The 16,808-nt window shown below is 59.1% G+C and carries 15 protein-coding genes; 6 read left to right on the forward strand and 9 right to left on the reverse strand.

All coding sequences use genetic code 11. The features are described from left to right. Nucleotides 1–19: 19 nt before the first annotated feature. On the reverse strand, nt 20–1,900 hold the full coding sequence (flgK, locus tag ABXH05_RS01150; RefSeq protein ID WP_353559407.1) for a flagellar hook-associated protein FlgK: 1,881 nt from the start codon (nt 1,898–1,900) through the stop codon (nt 20–22). A gap of 71 nt (nt 1,901–1,971) precedes the next feature. Beyond that, a complete protein-coding gene (locus tag ABXH05_RS01155; protein ID WP_353559408.1) occupies nt 1,972–3,363 on the reverse strand; it encodes a flagellar hook protein FlgE in 1,392 nt (463 codons plus the stop codon). Nucleotides 3,364–3,659: 296 nt separating this feature from the next. Here ABXH05_RS01155 and ABXH05_RS01160 point away from each other — a divergent pair, with 296 nt between their 5' ends. Further along, nucleotides 3,660–4,505 carry an AAA family ATPase gene (locus tag ABXH05_RS01160; RefSeq protein ID WP_348138812.1) on the forward strand — a complete coding sequence of 282 codons (846 nt, stop codon included), beginning with the start codon at nt 3,660–3,662 and terminating at the stop codon, nt 4,503–4,505. 79 nt (nt 4,506–4,584) lie between these two features. On the opposite strand, the gene ABXH05_RS01165 is transcribed toward ABXH05_RS01160, so the two are convergent. Then, entirely contained in the window at nt 4,585–4,821 is a 237-nt protein-coding gene (locus tag ABXH05_RS01165; RefSeq protein ID WP_353559409.1) for a GlsB/YeaQ/YmgE family stress response membrane protein, read from the reverse strand. Between the two features lie 93 nt (nt 4,822–4,914). Between ABXH05_RS01165 and ABXH05_RS01170 the strand changes: the two genes are divergently transcribed. Next, on the forward strand, nt 4,915–5,529 hold the full coding sequence (locus ABXH05_RS01170; RefSeq protein ID WP_353559410.1) for a class I SAM-dependent DNA methyltransferase: 615 nt from the start codon (nt 4,915–4,917) through the stop codon (nt 5,527–5,529). Continuing rightward, nucleotides 5,526–5,975: a YaiI/YqxD family protein gene (locus ABXH05_RS01175; protein WP_353559411.1), complete on the forward strand. Its 450-nt coding sequence runs from the start codon at nt 5,526–5,528 to the stop codon at nt 5,973–5,975. The genes ABXH05_RS01170 and ABXH05_RS01175 overlap by 4 nt, the downstream gene beginning before the upstream one ends. 10 nt (nt 5,976–5,985) lie before the next feature. On the opposite strand, the gene ABXH05_RS01180 is transcribed toward ABXH05_RS01175, so the two are convergent. Both ABXH05_RS01180 and ABXH05_RS01185 read right to left on the reverse strand, forming a co-directional pair. Beyond that, the gene (locus ABXH05_RS01180) at nt 5,986–6,762 is read right to left on the reverse strand and encodes an enoyl-CoA hydratase-related protein (RefSeq protein ID WP_353559412.1); all 777 of its coding nucleotides are present in this window, start codon (nt 6,760–6,762) and stop codon (nt 5,986–5,988) included. Then, the gene (locus ABXH05_RS01185; protein ID WP_353559413.1) at nt 6,759–7,625 is read right to left on the reverse strand and encodes a hypothetical protein; all 867 of its coding nucleotides are present in this window, start codon (nt 7,623–7,625) and stop codon (nt 6,759–6,761) included. Before ABXH05_RS01185 ends, ABXH05_RS01180 begins: the two co-directional genes overlap by 4 nt. 188 nt (nt 7,626–7,813) lie before the next feature. Here ABXH05_RS01185 and ABXH05_RS01190 point away from each other — a divergent pair, with 188 nt between their 5' ends. Both ABXH05_RS01190 and ABXH05_RS01195 read left to right on the forward strand, forming a co-directional pair. Next, nucleotides 7,814–8,989, forward strand: a complete 1,176-nt coding sequence (locus ABXH05_RS01190; protein WP_348138796.1) for a vWA domain-containing protein — start codon at nt 7,814–7,816, stop codon at nt 8,987–8,989. Next, a complete protein-coding gene (locus ABXH05_RS01195; protein ID WP_348138794.1) occupies nt 8,986–9,411 on the forward strand; it encodes a hypothetical protein in 426 nt (141 codons plus the stop codon). Before ABXH05_RS01190 ends, ABXH05_RS01195 begins: the two co-directional genes overlap by 4 nt. Here the strand turns inward: ABXH05_RS01195 and ABXH05_RS01200 are convergent. Together ABXH05_RS01200 and ABXH05_RS01205 are read right to left on the reverse strand one after the other, a co-directional pair. Then, nucleotides 9,408–10,010 carry a DsbA family protein gene (locus tag ABXH05_RS01200; protein WP_353559414.1) on the reverse strand — a complete coding sequence of 201 codons (603 nt, stop codon included), beginning with the start codon at nt 10,008–10,010 and terminating at the stop codon, nt 9,408–9,410. The two genes, ABXH05_RS01195 and ABXH05_RS01200, sit on opposite strands and share 4 nt — an antisense overlap. Nucleotides 10,011–10,048: 38 nt before the next feature. Further along, a complete protein-coding gene (locus tag ABXH05_RS01205; RefSeq protein WP_353559415.1) occupies nt 10,049–13,387 on the reverse strand; it encodes an error-prone DNA polymerase in 3,339 nt (1,112 codons plus the stop codon). 143 nt (nt 13,388–13,530) lie between these two features. Here ABXH05_RS01205 and ABXH05_RS01210 point away from each other — a divergent pair, with 143 nt between their 5' ends. Further along, nucleotides 13,531–14,271: a MerR family transcriptional regulator gene (locus ABXH05_RS01210; protein WP_353559416.1), complete on the forward strand. Its 741-nt coding sequence runs from the start codon at nt 13,531–13,533 to the stop codon at nt 14,269–14,271. 29 nt (nt 14,272–14,300) lie between these two features. On the opposite strand, the gene ABXH05_RS01215 is transcribed toward ABXH05_RS01210, so the two are convergent. Next, the gene (locus ABXH05_RS01215; RefSeq protein WP_353560964.1) at nt 14,301–15,902 is read right to left on the reverse strand and encodes a Y-family DNA polymerase; all 1,602 of its coding nucleotides are present in this window, start codon (nt 15,900–15,902) and stop codon (nt 14,301–14,303) included. Continuing rightward, nucleotides 15,808–16,656 (reverse strand): ImuA family protein, encoded by an 849-nt coding sequence (locus tag ABXH05_RS01220; RefSeq protein WP_353559417.1) that lies wholly within the window; start codon nt 16,654–16,656, stop codon nt 15,808–15,810. Before ABXH05_RS01220 ends, ABXH05_RS01215 begins: the two co-directional genes overlap by 95 nt. Nucleotides 16,657–16,808: the final 152 nt, after the last annotated feature.

Genomic DNA, 16,808 nt, shown 5'->3' on the forward strand with positions numbered 1-16,808 from the left:
GTCTCTTCCTACCTGTCCGCTATCGCAGGATGTTGCCGAGCAGGGACATCATTTCCTGCACTGCTGACATCACCCGCGCATTTGCGGCATACGCATTTTGCAGCAAAAGAAGCTGCGCCATTTCATCATCTATCGATACGCCCGTGGTGCCCTGGACCTTTTCTTCAAGTCCAAGCTGAACAACCTTCTGACTATCAAGTGCCCGATTGGCGAGCACCACTTCATTGGCCTGAAAAGACACTACGCGACGGGCAAACTCATCCACGCCACCCGCGAACGGCTGGCCGGTACCGCCAATGCCGGTTGCCGGGTCAAACTCGCGTGCCGTACCAGTGAGACGATTGAGCAACTCGGTAGGACGGGCCGGATCACCAGCATCCGTTGCCGGAGAGGTTGAATAAACAACCAGAGAGGAAGGATCAGCGCGTACATTCGCATTCAATGAAATGCGGCTGGCAAACCCAACCTTCTGACGTGCGCCATCCTGGAAGTTCGTGTAAGCCGCCTGTGCATTTGCACCATCAACAAAGAGTGGCAATGCGGTGCCACCATCAATCAATCCGGTGGCCGTAACGGTCGCAGTGACAGCATCAACATCCGTTGTCGCCCCAACGCCGTCGTCAACGATGCGAAGCGTTGTGCCGGCCGGGTTGGATGTATCAATATTGATGCTGGCGGCGGCAAGCGCCGCATCAAGGTTTGTCGCAAATGTCGCGGCACTCCCACCCCACGCAACACCGACAACGGTATCATTTGCATTGGGAGTAACAGTGTTTGCCAGCGGCAGCGCGGTTGCATCATCAACACGGATGATGGTGACCTGACGCTGCGTGCCGCCCGGTGTCTCAGTATATGTGAGGTTGATGCTGTCGCCATTCTGAAGCGCCGCAATATCAACATCAAAGCCGGCAGGCGGACCAGCAACCGCAGCCGATGTCACTGTCGTCTCCGACATGGACTTGGCCAGGTTATGGGCAATTTCATCAAGCTGGGACTGCGCCTCGACAAGGGTCTTGTCGCGCATGTCCACCAGACCGGCAATCTTGCCTTCGCGGATCGTTCCATCGCGCAGAAGGTCAATCGGGGCTGACCCACCAACCTGCAAGGTGACAGTGCCAACCCCACGCAGCGTAGGGTCAGAATTATAGAAAGACGACGCATTGAGCGTCGGATGTTCATCGAAGGATAGCGAAGCAGGCTGCGTATCCAACAGCAGGTTGCCGCCATTGGTGAACACGGAAATTCGTCCACCTTCGCGCTCCACCGTGCGGATATCCATCAGGGAAGCCAGCTCACGAACCGCCATGTCCCGCTCGTCCTGAAGGTCGGCTACGGAGCCTGCCTGATTTGCTGAAATCTTCAGATTGAGATCATGGATCTTGGCCAGCGCACCATTCGCCTGTGAGACCGCATCCTCAAGCCGACGCTCCGTTTCGCGGCGCATCTGCTGAATTTCGTCCGACAGACGATTGAGCTCAACGGTCAGCTCTTCAGCTGCGGCAAGAGTCGCTTCACGGGTAACAGTGGATTCTGGTGTCGTTGCCAGATCCTGAAAAGCTGTCCCCAGCCGTGTCACATAGGACGCGATGGAAGTTTCGCTATCGGGCGTGCCGAACATCTGGTCCACCCGAGTCAGAAATTCAGACCGCACTTCCAGTTTGGCATTAACGCCGGAAGACCGCTGCAGCTGACCGAACAGATAGTTGTCCACCTCGCGCACGGCCGCCCGCACGGACACACCAATACCCTCGCCGCCCGCCAGCGCATTGCTCTGGCCGACAGTCTTCCGCGTATAGCCTTCCGTCGTCGCGTTGGCGATGTTGCGCGCAGCAAGATCGACAGCGGACTGATTGGCCTTGAGCCCGGAAACGGCGGCATTGAGGGCGGTTGAAAGGGACATGGACGTATCTGTGCCTGGTTGAAGGAGTGTAATCGGCAGGCGGCATCAGCCGCCTGCCGTAGAGGAGCGAATTACCGCTTCATATTGAGTGTCTGCTGCACCAGTTCATCAGCCGTCGTCACGATACGTGTCGTTGCTGAGTATGCCTGCTGCGTGACGATGAGCTTGGAGAACTCGTCAGCGATATCCACGTTGGAAGACTCGCGTGCTTCTGCAACGATTTCGCCGGATGCGCCCTGAATGGCTTCACCGGAGTCCTGCGTTGCTGCCCATGCACCACCATCAAGCTTACGCAGCTTGTTGTCGGCGTTGAACTTCACGAGCGTCACTTCAGCCAGATCAAGCTGCTTGCCGTTGGTGTATGTGCCCACCACACGGCCTGCATCAGATACGGCGATGGACGCAAGCGCACCGGATGCAAAACCATCCTGCTCAATCTCTGTCACGGATACAGCACCATTGGTGTCCGCGAACTGCGTCACCTGGTTCGAGCCATGGTTCATGGTGATGTTGCCAAGGTTGATGCCATCAACCGTCAAACCCGTAATCGTGGCAGATGTCACAGCAGGTGTGGCAACGCCGGCTGTATTGAACACATAGGCCTGGCCCACATTGTTCCATTTGGCAGCCGTACCTGTGGCCGTTGTGCTGGTTTGATAGAACAGGTTCCACGTATCCGCGCCACCTGCCTGACCGGCACCGTTGCCAGCATTGTTCACTTTGGCCCACCGAAGCTCGACGTTCACCGGGTTACCGATTGAATCGTAGGTCGTAATGGCACCACCAGCGAGGGAGCGGTCGAGGAACAGCTGCTCGTCCTGCGCCTGCACAAAGCCGTCGCCACCGAATGTGGAGGGGTTGTTGGTGAAGGTCGCATCCAGCATCAGTTCCGAGTTGGCAGTGTTGGCATCAGCCACAACTGTCTTGGGGAAGGATGCAAGGTTGGCGGTGTAGTCAATCGTGGTGGACTGCTTGGCCGAGATGAAATCGCTTTCAATCTGAATGCGGCTCGGCACATCACCGACCTTGTTACCCGTCAGTGGATTGATCTCAACACCCTGCAGGTAATAGCCGGCACCATTCTGGAGATAGCCGAACCGATCCACTTCAAAGTCACCACGACGGGTGTAGTAGTCGATCTGGTTGAACACTGGCTTGTTGTCCAATGTGGCAACCCGCTCAGACACCATGAAGTACCCATCGCCATTGATGGCCATGTGCGTTGGCACCTGGGCCGCTTCCAGAGCGCCCTGCACCGTATTGGTGAAACGGGCCTCTGCCAGCACCGTGCCCGGTGCATTGTTGCGCGAGGACGCAAAGGTCACGAGGTCGCGAAAATTGGTTTCCGTACGCTTGAACCCGATGGTCTGCGAGTTGGCGATATTGTCCGAGATATGGCCCAGAGCCTTGGAATTGGCTTTGAGGCCGGTCACGGCGGTGGTCATTGCACCGAAGATTGTCATCGGATCCCTCCAGAGGACTGACACATGGCATGCACGCCAAAGCGGCATGCGGATTAATTCAGACACACTGGAGCAAGCACCGGGCCAGACTGTTTTATGTTTATTTTCAATGACTTGGGAAGGAGCATGGCAGTGCAGGCGCAGCACTTTCTGCCCCTTGCGGCAGCTTTTGCCGGGCAATTTCGCGCAAATGACACGGCGTCATGCCGCTTGCCCCGCAGCGCTTGCCCCCTTAGGTTTGCGCCCGTTCGAAAATCTTACTGACTTATTACCAACACAACTGGCAGGACTTGTTGATGCGCTTTGAAGGCACCAAAGACTATGTGGCGACCGAGGACCTCCGTGTCGCCGTGAATGCAGCCATTACCCTCGAGCGCCCACTGCTCGTGAAGGGTGAACCAGGCACCGGTAAAACCGTGCTGGCCGAACAGATCGCCACATCCCTTGGCGTTCCCATGATCACGTGGAACATCAAATCCACAACCAAAGCTCATCAGGGTCTGTATGAGTATGACGCGATCACCCGTCTGCGCGACAGCCAGCTGGGCGACGAGCGCGTCAAGGACATCAAGAACTACATCAACAAGGGCAAGCTCTGGGAAGCGTTTGACGCCAACGAGAAAGTCGTGCTCCTGATTGATGAAATCGACAAGGCCGACATCGAATTCCCGAACGACCTCCTCCAGGAGCTCGATCGCATGGAGTTCTACGTCTACGAGACCGATGAGGTCATCAAGGCGAAAGAACGCCCCATCGTGATCATCACGTCCAACAACGAAAAAGAACTGCCGGATGCATTCCTGCGCCGTTGCTTCTTCCACTACATCAAGTTCCCCGATGCGGACACGATGGGTCAGATCGTTGACGTACACTTCGACAATCTGAAAGAGCGTCTGGTCAAGGAAGCCCTCGACGTCTTCTACGAAATGCGCGATGTGCCCGGCCTCAAGAAGAAGCCATCAACGTCGGAGCTTCTCGATTGGCTCAAGCTGCTGATGAACGAAGACATCTCGCCGGAAACCCTGCGCGAACGCGATGCGTCCAAGCTCATTCCGCCGCTGCATGGTGCCCTGCTCAAGAACGAGCAGGACGTGCACCTGTTTGAGCGCCTGGCCTTCCTCGCCCGCCGCGAGCGCAACTAGCAGCGGCATCGAGATTTAAAACGACAAAGGCCGGAGCAACTGCTCCGGCCTTTTTCTTTTGCAGCAGCAAAGATGTCCGCTACGAGCGGATCATCCGGTAGCCATAGATAAGAGCACAGGCACCTGCCACAGCGACGGCGAATTGCCCAATGAGACTGGGAATCAGCACGCCCACAAGACCAAGCACGAAATTGAGCGCCACGGCCCCACCAATGCCCAACGCGATGTTGGTCAGCAGACCATGATCCGCCTTCATGATTTTTTCGGCGATCCACCCGGCCAGACCGCCCACGATGATCCACATGATGAAGCCCATACCCGTTCTCCTATTCGTTGCTGATTCTTATTCCACAAACCTAGGACACGAACGCCCGCCGCGGCTAGGATGCAGCGCAACACGAAGTTAGTCATGAACATGAACAACAAAAGCGACCCACAGACCTTGAGTTTTTATGATGCGGAGGCCGAAACCTACGCGTCTAAGCAGCGTCCTGACGAGATGCCCGCATCTTTCCATCGCTTCGCCGCCGCCCTGCCACCGTCAGCCTGTGTTCTCGACCTTGGATCAGGCGATGGACACTATGCGGCAGCATTTGAGGCGATGGGTCACGACATTACAGCGATGGATGGGTCGGCTGGGCTTGCCGCAATCGCCAGCAAACGTCTTGCAAAGCCGGTCAGGGTTGCGCGCTTTGATGAGCTTGAGGACATCGATGCATTTGATGGCGTGTGGGCGCATGCCTCCCTGCTGCATGCGCCGCTCGAGAGCCTGGCGGACCTGATGGCCCGTATTCACAAAAGTCTGCGCCTCAACGGTATCTTTCACGCAAGTTTCAAAACCGGCCAACCTGAAGGACGAGACAAACTGGGGCGGTATTACAATTTTCCCACCCACGCGGAACTGCAAAGCGCAATGGCCCGGTCAGGAAACTGGGTGGATGTAACCTACGACACCGGCCAGGGATTCGGGTATGACGGCACGACCACCGGATGGATTATCCTCTTTGCACGGAAGACTGCATGACCACGATCTATATTGACGGTGACGCCTGCCCGGTGAAGACCGAAACCATCAACATCGCCGAGCGGCACAATCTGCAGGTGTTTCTGGTCTCCAACTCCGGGATGCGCACCGGCAACCATCCTCTGGTCAAAAATATTCTCGTTTCGGACGGCGCCGATGCTGCCGACGACTGGATTGCGGATGAAATCGGCGGAGGCGACATAGCCATCACGGCAGACATCCCCTTGGCGGCCCGCTGTCTGGAAAAAGGCGCGCAGGTTCTGGGATCAGACGGACGTGCCTTCACGCCGCAGAATATCGGCTCCGCCCTCGCGTCGCGCGAGCTGAACCGGCATTTGCGCGAAACCGGGGTCATGACCGGCGGCAACGCACAATTCTCAAAAGGCGACCGGTCCCGCTTTATGAACCAACTGGATCAGATGATCCGAAAAAGCACGCCACGCTGACCCCGACCGACTATAGCCCCGAAAAATCCGCCTCGCGTTTTTCGCGGAACGCCGCAAGCGCCTCACGATTGGCGGGGCCTTTTCCGATTTCCTCAAAGGCAATCTGCTCACGATAGTGAGCCGCCCGCACATGATCGTTGCGCGCCTCCAGCATCAATCGCTTGGTCGCAACCAGTGAGGCCACCGGCATGCCTGCAATGGGTGCAGCGAATGCCCGTGCAGCAGCAAGCACTGTGCCCTTGTCGGCGATCTCCTGCACCAGACCTATCTCCAGCGCACGCTCCGCTGACAGCCACTCAGCCGTGAACAGCAACCGCGCCGCATTGGCCCAGCCAACGCGTGCGGGAAGCAGGTAGGAGTTGCCCGCTTCCACTGTCACGCCCAGCGTGGTGAATGGTGCCCGCACACGGGCCGCCTCATCCATGACCACCCAATCGCAATAGGGCAGCATGGTGAGGCCAATGCCCACACCAAGTCCGTTGACGGCAGCAACCAGCGGCTTGTCGAACTCCTCCAGCGCCTGTCGGAACCGGCGGAAGCCATGCTGACCGCCATCCGTATGAACCGGAGGATTATCCATCTCATCAAGGTCATGCCCGGCAGTGAAGGCCCTACCTTCGCCTGTGAGGATCACCACGGCGACTTCCTTGTCCGCAGACGCTGCACGCAGGGCATCGCCGACATCCTCGTACAATGCACCGTTCATGGCATTGAGGTGGTCAGGCCGGTTGAAGGTAAGCACCCTCACCCGCCCTTCGGTTTCTATGCGCAGAATGTCCGAGCTCATGCCACGTCCTCCACCCGGTCAGGATGACCGGACCAGTGCCACGCCATGCTCGGACGAGAAATGCCCAGCATCATGCCGCCCAGAGACGGAGGGTGAAGCCACATCTGGTCCGGCGTCTTGTCGGCGCTGCGCCCATCGGGCCGTTCGATAGTAATACCTGCGTCCTGCGCAGTGGCACGTGCTTCAATGTCCAGCATGCGCGCGCTTTCACAAAACGCCATGTAGTAGCAAACACCCTCGCGGGCGAAGTAACGCCCCATGGTCTTCTCAGCGCTTGCGGGGCTGATGACCTCAAAACGATGCAAACGCTGTGCATCAAAAAGCGTCAGCGTGCCCGTATACCCGAAATTCTCAGATGAAATATGCTCAAACCCGGCGTCATTGAGGCCGAACGTATCCACAAACAGCTTCACAGCCGCCGCTTCGTTCTGCACCAGCAAGGTCGCTTCATACAAAAACGATGCGTCACCAACCTGGCTGCGCTCTTCATGGGGCGAGACAACAAACCGAACCAGTGTGTCTTCGACTGGCAAACAGATGTGAAGCTGCTCGCCTTCCGCCACAACCTCCGCTGCACTGGCGGCAAGATGCTTTTTCAAGCCAGCCATGTCCGTGGTGGAGATGCCCGCAGCAAACAGATGCGCTCGCCCCCGTGCCTTGAGCGCGGCATCCGCAATTCCGCTTCCATCCGGCTCAAGCAGCTCTACACATGACGTGCCTATGCGAAGCGTCGTGCGCTTTGCCGACAGCGTCTTGACGGCGTCCTTACCGACCTCTTGCGCCCCCAGCAGGCTCGTCCACTTGGCAGCAGCTGCGCCGGTGTCGGGCACCAGAAGCTGTACCCGGTCAATATCCCTGAGCATGTCTATACGTCTCCCTCAATTGCCTAGCCCTTTTGGGTGCAGCATAGGTCTCAGGTGGACAAGGGCCAACTGCGAGCAAAACCGCCAGTTTTTGCGTCCTCTTGCATCCAAATGCGCACCATGAGAGTTTCCTTTCCGAACCCTATATCCAGTTACAGCCGTGACCACCAAAGCCGAGGCTACGCACCATGTTCGTCAACTTCTTCCATGAGCTGAAAAATGCCGGCATGCCGGTTTCCCTGCGCGAATATTTGACGCTGCTGGAAGCCATGGATGCCGAAGTGATCGACCGCGAGGTTGAGGATTTCTATTACCTCTCCCGCTCCGCTCTGGTGAAAGACGAAAAGAACCTCGACAAGTTCGACCAGGTGTTCGGCACCGTCTTCAAGGGCCTTGAAAGCCTCGGCGAAGGCGATGTCTCCGAGATTCCGGAAGACTGGCTGAAAGCCCTCACTGAAAAATTCCTCACCGACGAAGAGAAGGCTGAGATCGAAGCTCTCGGTGGCTGGGAAAAGATCATGGAGGAGCTGAAGAAGCGCCTCGAGGAACAGGAAAAGCGCCACGAGGGTGGCAACAAGATGATCGGCACCGCCGGCACGTCCCCCTTCGGCGCTGAGGGCTACAATCCAGAAGGCGTGCGCATCGGCCAGAAGGAAGGCCGCCACGGCAAGGCCGTGAAGGTGTGGGACAAGCGCGAATACAAGAACCTCGATGACTCAATCGAGCTTGGCACCCGCAACATCAAGGTCGCCCTGCGCCGCCTGCGCAAATGGGCACGCGAAGGGGCTGCCGAAGAGCTGGACCTGGATCACACCATCAAGTCTACGGCCGACCGTGGCTATCTTGATATCAAGCTGATCCCCGAGCGCCGCAACACCATCAAGACATTGCTGTTCTTTGACGTCGGTGGGTCCATGGACCCGCACATCAAGGTGTGTGAGGAGCTGTTCTCGGCCGCCCGCACCGAGTTCAAGAACATGGAATATTTCTACTTCCACAATTGCCTCTATGAAGATCTGTGGAAGGACAACCGCCGCCGCCACAACGAAAAGATGGCGACGTGGGATGTGCTCCACAAATATCCGTCCGACTACAAGGTCATCATCGTTGGCGACGCCTCCATGAGCCCTTACGAAATCACCTATGCAGGTGGCTCCGTGGAGCACTGGAACGAAGAGCCCGGCGGCGTATGGCTGGAACGTCTGCAGCAGGTCTATGAAAACGTTGTGTGGCTGAACCCGGTCGCCGAGCGTCACTGGGAATACACGCCCTCCATCGAGATCATGCGTCAGATCGTTGGTGACCGGATGTTCCCGCTGACCCTGGACGGCCTCGACCGCGCCATGCGCGAGCTGTCCCGGTGAACGACGACGCACGTTCTGCGTCCGAACCCGGAAGACCCTATATTTTCCTGCAAGGTCGCCGTGTCGCGTGGCTGGACCTTTGGCTGTTTACGCCATTGGCCCTGCCCTACTTTTCAGAGATCTACATCACGATCCTGAAGTTCGCCCATTTTCAGCTAGGGCTGGCTGGTGGCTTTCCCGGCTTTGCGCCGCTGCACTGGGTGTTCATCAACACCACGGGCATTCTTGCGGTGCTGTGGGCGTGTATTCGCCTGCGCTACCCGGTACGTGACTTTGCGCTGGCCGATGCCTATGCCCGTATCGTGGTGGCCGCCATTCTGGTGTTCTGGATCTGGCAGGGCGCCACGCCCCTGCTGACGTTGTTTGTGGCAACGGAAATCGGCGGGGCGCTGTATGTCGTCTGGCCGCGCAAGGCGGTTTAGAGCACGCCCATTTCGCGCGCGTCATCCACCATCATGCCAATGCGGTCCTGCCCCCAATAGCGATGCGTCTTGCCAGCCGCGTCAAAGGCAAAAAACGGAACGCCAAACACCTGGTCTTTTTCGATGAGCGGCCTGTAGGCCGTGACCATGTCGGCGCGTATCTGCGCGTCGGTCATGGCAACTCTTGCCTCATCGGCATCAAGGCCAACCTCCCCGGCCACGTCTGCAATGACCTGCGGGTCCTCCAGGGACAGGCTGCGCGTCCATCTGGCCCGCCCGGCCATCTGGGCAAATGCCAGCCCCTTGCCTTTGCGTTTGGCAAGCTCTGCAACATTGTGCACCGGCATCCAGTCCTCAACATCCACCGGAGGTGCGAGGGTCAGGTTCATGCGCTCGGCCAGCCGGGCAATATCCTCAATCAGATAAGCCATGCGCGGTGGATTGGCCGCAGGATCAGCAAACACCGTGCCTTCGGCAAAGCCGACCATAGGTATCGGTTCGACCTCGATGCCATCACGTGTGAGCTGCTCCGCCGCCAGCCACACATAGGGGCTGCGCAGAAAGAAATAGAAGCGAAGGGGGTTTTGGGGAGATGTCATGAACAAGTGTACGGCACCCCCAGCCGTTTGGATGACCGCTAATGAAAGTCACGGCTCTTGGGCAGCATCCGCCGCACCGCGCGGGGCATCTGTTTGGGCCGTTGACGGAAATGCTGCTCAATGGCCTCCGCCCGTGCCACCCGTCCTTCTTCCCGGAGCGCTGTAATCTGGCGGGGGTCTTCGCCGGGCCTGCGCACTTCATCCGCATTGGCCATTGCCGCATCCCCAAAACCGCTGACGGCATCACGTTGCTCTGACAACGTGCCCAGAAGGTGCGTCAGGTCTTCAAGATGATCCGCAACAATGTGAATGACCTGCCCCTGTTTTTGTACCCGCCCCCGCACCCCAAGAATACGGGCACCCAGAATGATTTTGCGATGGGTTTCAAATACCGGCGGCCAGACAATGATGTTGGCCACACCAAACTCATCCTCCAGCGTGGCAAAGATCACACCCTTGGCACTACCAGGCCGTTGGCGCACCAGCACCAGCCCCGCCAGATTGATCTTTGAATTGTTGCGAATGGTCTCAAGCGCCTTGGACGGCGTGTAACGCGCCGCCGCCAGACCATCGCGCAGGAAAGACAGGGGGTGCGCCTTCAGGGACAGGCGCATATGGGTGTAATCCTCGATCACATGCTCGCCCAGAGGCATGGAGGGCAGAGCCACCTCTTCCTCATGCTGAAAGCCTGTTCCTTCCGCATGGGCGAACAGGGGAAGTGAGGCAGGCATGGTGCGCTGCGTGCCACCAAGTCCGCGCACGGCCCACAGCGCGTCCCGACGATCAAGGCCGATGGAGCGGAACGCATCCGCCTTCGCCAGCCGTTCAAGCTCTGCCGGGGTCAGCCGCGTTCTCAGCCAGACGTCCCGCACACTGTCAAACCCCTGCGGTGGCCGCGCCGCCATGAGTCTTTCCGCAGCATCAATACGGAACCCCTTGATCTGCCGCATGCCCAGACGCACAGCCATGCGACCACCACCCTCATCACTGATAGGCGTCGCGTGCTCTCGCATTTCAAGGGTGGCATCCCAGTCACTGGCATTGATATCCGGCGCCCGCACGTCAACGCCATGTTCCCGCGCATCACGCACAAGCTGGGCCGGCGCATAAAAGCCCATGGGCTGCGCGTTCAAAATGGCGGCACAGAAAACATCCGGGTAATGACATTTGAGCCAGGACGACACATAGACGAGGAGCGCAAAACTGGCCGCATGGCTTTCCGGAAAGCCATATTCTCCAAAGCCTTCAATCTGTTTGAAGCAGCGCTCCGCAAAATCGCGCTCATAACCATTGCCGATCATCCCATTCACCAGCTTGTCCTGAAAGCTGTGGATGGTCCCCATCTTGCGGAAGGTCGCCATGGCGCGGCGGAGCCCGTCTGACTCAGCGGGCGTAAACCCGCCGGCCACAATGGCGATGCGCATGGCCTGCTCCTGAAACAGCGGCACGCCCAGCGTCTTGCCCAATACGGCTTTGAGTTCTTCAGACGGATAAACTTCCGGCTCAATGCCGTCGCGTCGACGCAGATAGGGATGCACCATGTCGCCCTGAATGGGCCCGGGCCGCACGATCGCAACTTCAATCACAAGGTCATAAAATTTGCGCGGCTTGAGGCGCGGCAGCATGGACATCTGCGCCCGGCTTTCCACCTGAAACACGCCGACAGAATCCGCCTTGCACAGCATGTCATACACGCGCGGGTCTTCATGGGGCAGCGCGTGCAATGCCAGCGGCCGGTCATAATGGGTTTCAATAAACTCAAACGCCCGACGGATGCAGGACAGCATGCCCAGCGCCAGCACATCGATCTTCAACATGCCAAGCTCGGACAGATCGTCCTTGTCCCACTCAACGAAAGTGCGGTCATCCATCGCTGCATTGCAGATGGGCATGACTTCTTCCAGCGGCCCTGCCGTGATGACAAACCCGCCCACATGCTGGGACAGATGCCGGGGAAACCCGATGATCTGCCGCGTTAGATCAAGTGTGAGCGCCAGCGCCCGGTCGCGGGGATCAAGACCAAGATCAACAATGTGTTCCTCCTGAACCCCCGCGCTGGACCAGCCCCACGTGGTGCCGGACAAGGCCGCCGTTACATCTTCCGACAGTCCCATTACCTTGCCCACCTCCCGCACGGCAGAGCGTGACCGGTAGGAAATGACGGTGGCAGCAATGCCCGCGCGATGCAGGCCGTACTTCTTGTAAATGTACTGGATCACCTCCTCGCGGCGCTCATGCTCGAAGTCCACATCAATGTCCGGCGGCTCATTGCGCTCTGCCGAGATAAACCGCTCAAACAGAAGGTTGATCTCAATGGGATTGATGGAGGTGATGCCGAGGCAGAAACACACACAGGAATTGGCCGCACTGCCCCGCCCCTGACACAGAATGTCCTGCGAGCGGGCATAGCGGACAATGTCGTGAACCGTCAGGAAGTACGGCGCGTAGTTCAGCTCGGCGATGAGCTTGAGTTCATACGCAATGGTCTTTTCCAGTTCCGGGTCCAGCCCATCGGGAAACTTTTCATGCGCATGCTCCCAGGTAAGTCGGGTCAGCGTTTCCTGCGGGGTTTCTTCCGTTCCAAAAACTTCGTCCGGATACTGATAGGACAACTCATCCAGCGAAAAGAAAATGCTCTCCGCCACATCAAGTCCTGCCTGCACTGCATCGGGGTAATCAGCAAACAGTCGTGCCATTTCATGAGGCGGTTTGACGTGCCGCTCCGCATTGGCTGCCAGCAAGGCTCCCGCCTCCGCCACGGTGACATGTTCACGGATGGCCGTAACCACATCCTGCAAGGCCCGCCGTTCGGGCTCATGGTAGTGCACGTCATTGCTTGCCAGCAGCCGCATATCCAGATCGCGCGCCAGCTCTGCAATACGCACCAGCCGGGCCTTATCATCCGAGCCATACAGAAAACTCATCCCCATATAGGGGATCGCCAGCAGCGCACGCGCTTCCCGCACTCTGTCTTCAAAGTTCTGGTCAATCACGGCGGGCGGCATCAGCACCAGCACCTGATCTTTGGCTGCAGCGGCAATATCCTCAAGAATGAGATGGCATTCGCCCTTGGGGGCCCGGCGATTGCCCAGGGTCAGCAGTTTGGACAACCGTCCGTATGCGGCCCGGTCTTTGGGGAAGCACAAAATCTCCAGCCCGTCCCGCGTCACCAGCCGCGCGCCGACAAGGAGTTGAATACCTGCCTCCTTGGCTGCCACATGCGCCCGCACCACGCCGGACAATGTATTGCGGTCCGCAATCCCCACAGCTGCCAGCCCTAATGCCGCCGCCTGCCGTACCAGTTCGTCCGGATGGCTACCGCTGCGCAGAAAGCTGAAATTGCTGGTGACCGCCAGTTCGGCATAGCCCTGCCCCATCAGCTCTGACTTGACGTTTCAGGCAGTAAGCGCGATGAATGCGGAGCATGGCTCCGTAAAAAAGAACGAGTCTCCATGCCCCACGAAGACACCGCACGCCACGCGCAGACAAAAGACGCGGAAAAACTGAAGGGCCTGTGACCATGAAAATGAAGGAACTTGAGGAAAAGAGTGGCATTGGGCGCGAAACCATCCGCTATTACATCCGCGAAGGCCTGCTGCCGGAGCCGGACCGGCCCAAAACCAATGTGGCGATCTACAGCGAAGACCATCTGCGGCGCCTCGACCTGATCCGCACCCTTCAGCGCGAACGCTTTTTGCCCTTGGGCGTCATCCGCAAACTCATTGAAGAAGCCGGCGACCGCGAGCCCGACATGGTGCCGGGTCTCTTCGGCTTTGAAATCATGCTGGCGGACCAGCTGGGGGCTGAAAGCACCCGCTCGCCGGTGGAGGTTGAAAAGCTTGCCGAGGACAGCGGCATGCCGATGGAGGAAATTCGCGCCATTGCGGATGAAGGCATCATCACCCTGAGCCAGTCTCCCGGCGGCAAAGTGGTTGTCAGTGCACAGGATGCCGGCATCATTTCCAACTGGGCCAAGGTTCAGGCATTGGGCTTTTCGTCGGACAAGGGCTACGGCGTTGACTACCTCAGAAAGTACAACGTGCTTGCCGAAGCTCTGGGCGATCTGGATGTAACAGCGTTCTATGAGCGCCTGGCGGATAATGTTGATACGGACAAGGCGTCCGCCATGTCGGCCGCCGCCATCCCCCAGTCTCTCGAGGTCTTTGGCCACCTGCGCATCAAGGCCATTCTGCGCAAGATTGCCGAGCGCAACGCAGAAGCGCTGGAAGACGACGCAGCCAAGCCCCGCAAGAGCGCCTGAGAACTGTCCCGCCCAAATCATGCCACCCATCATGCAAACACACCATGCATGAACCAGCGCGGCGCATCGGTCTCCCGCTCATATAGCCCGTCGCGATAAAGCCAGAAGCGCCGTCCCTCGCCGTCCTCGACGCGGAAATAATCCCGTGTGGCTGCTTCCTTGTCAGCGGGCAGCCACCACTCAGGCGCCAGCCGCTCCGGCCCGTCTGCCCGCGTCACCGCGTGCAGCATCCGCCGCCAGCGAAACTGCCGCGGCGGACCTTCAGGCACTTCGGCCACCACTTCCACAGGCTCCGGGGGTGTCAGCATGCGGATCGGCCGCAAGGGCGCATCCCCATACATCACCAATGGCGGCACATCGCTCTCCTTGAAGTCATTGGCGGCAAGCGCTGGAACAGCCACCTGCGCCCGCTCAGGAATATGGCTGGCCTGCCCTTTGAGCTGCATCACCCGGTTGGCCCCCAGCCGGTTCGACAGCCGGTCAATCAGCTCTTCAAGGCTGGATCCGTCCTCAGGCCCGCTGGTGAGGTCCTTCTGGCGGGCCCCCATGGCATCCACCGCACAGGCTTCAAGCACCACTCCTTCAATCCCGTAGCCGATATCAATGTCAGACCCTGATACACCGCCCGACGGCACCAGCTTTTCGGCAAACAGGGCGGCAATCCGGTCCGCATCCCGCAAGGCCTGCGATGTGCCTGCCTCAAACGTGAAAAGCTCCGCATCCACCCGGTAGAGCCGCAGCCGCAGCTGCCGTGCTCCCTGCTGGCGGTTATCAAGCTCACCAGCCAGATCCCGCGCTGCCAGCGCAATGGCGGCAATAATGCCATCAAGCGCAATCAACGGATCTGCAAACAGCAGCCGCGCCCGCGCCGGCACCCGCACCGCTTCAGGCGCCACAGGCTCTGCGCGCGCGCCGATGATGGCATCAAGTTGCCGTCCCAGCACCGCACCAAAGCGCGCTACAAGCGGCGCTCGCGGACGCCCGAGCAGGTCGCCGATGGTCATAAGCCCCAGCCGGGTCAGGTCGTCTGCCATGCCCTGGGAAATGCGCAACGCCGTCGTCGGCAGGGAGGAGATAGCCTCACGCTCGGCCCCCGGTTTGACGATGCTGATCTTCTGCTGGCCATGGCGCGCCACAGCCCATGCGGCCCCCAGCGTATCCGCCACACCCGCCCGTGCGTCATGCCCCAGCCGATTCATTCGGGTAAGCAAGTCCTGCAAGAGCGCTGTTTCTCCACCAAAAAGATGTGCACAGCCGGAGATATCCAGAAACAGACCTGCCCCCTCATGGGCCAAAGGAGAAAGCTCTTCTGCCCGCGTCCATGGGGTAAACCGCGTGGCCCAGGCAGCCAGTTTCACAAGCCGGGCTTCATCGCCTGCCATGTCGCGCTCCACCACATCCAACCCCGGGATGAGAGTGCGGGCGTCGGCCAGCCGCTGGCCGGGACGGATGCCAGCCTGCGTGCCGGCACTGTTCACAGCCACAATGCGCAAGCCCCCCTGCTGCGCTTCAATGAGCGCAAAGGGCGCCGCCTGATTATGCGAAGGCCGCAAGCCGTGAGACGGACGCGGGCTCTTGCGGCCGCGCAGGCGGGCAATCTCGCTTTGCTGCATCTCGGCCCGCAGCCCCATCCTCTCGACGGGAAAATGGGGAAGCCACAGAGAAACAATGCGCCGCATGGTTCCACTCCAAAATGAACTGTGAAGATGAGCCGCCCCGCACCCGGTCCAGCGTCACGGCAAAGCGCGCACGTCCGGGGGCAGATACAGCTGATGAATTTGAAGAACTGGCCGCCGAGGCGATCCGAAACCGGGTCAGCGCCGCTGAAGGTGCCGACGCTGCACTGCCCGCATGACCTGCCAGCAACAAGGCCGGGCGCTCAAACCGCTCCGCTGCCAGCTGCAACCGGCGCGAGGCCTTGAGGTCATAGGCACGGGCACCCTCAAGCTCGCTGACAACACCGCACAGATCTGGCGTCCGCAAAGCTTCTTCGGTCACCCACAGCGCCTCACGGTCATCCTTTGCCGAGACGATGAGCATCCGTGCCGGATCAAGCCCCATCATGGCCAGCCCCGGCCCATAAAGCGGCCCCAGATCATGAGCGCCGGAGCGCTGGGTAACCCACACCAGGGACCGCGCCTCACGCGCCACAAGCCGACTGCCAAGCGCCATGGCAAAACCTGTTGCTGCGGCCATATCCGGGTAGGCCGCGCCCACTACCTCATGCAGTCCGGCCAGAGACAGACCGGCCCCGCCGCTTAAACGCCGGTCGACTTCAGACGCCCCAAGCGAGAGAGACGGTGCCTGCGCCCGCTGCGACTCAAAGCATGAGAGATCCCGCCTAAGGGACTCCAGAAGCTCTCTTTTTTCAGCCGGACGCGACATCAAAGCTCCACTGCACACACGCTATGGATGTGCTTATATTCCTAATGTGTTCTTATTTTGTTCTATTTCTAATTGCCCCAGAGAGTCAACATGGGAGTCAACAAATGAGTCATCACAAGAGTCAGAATGAAGACTGGATGGATTTGCGCTGG

This window comes from Pyruvatibacter sp. HU-CL02332 (assembly GCF_040362765.1).
GTDB lineage: Bacteria > Pseudomonadota > Alphaproteobacteria > CGMCC-115125 > CGMCC-115125 > Pyruvatibacter.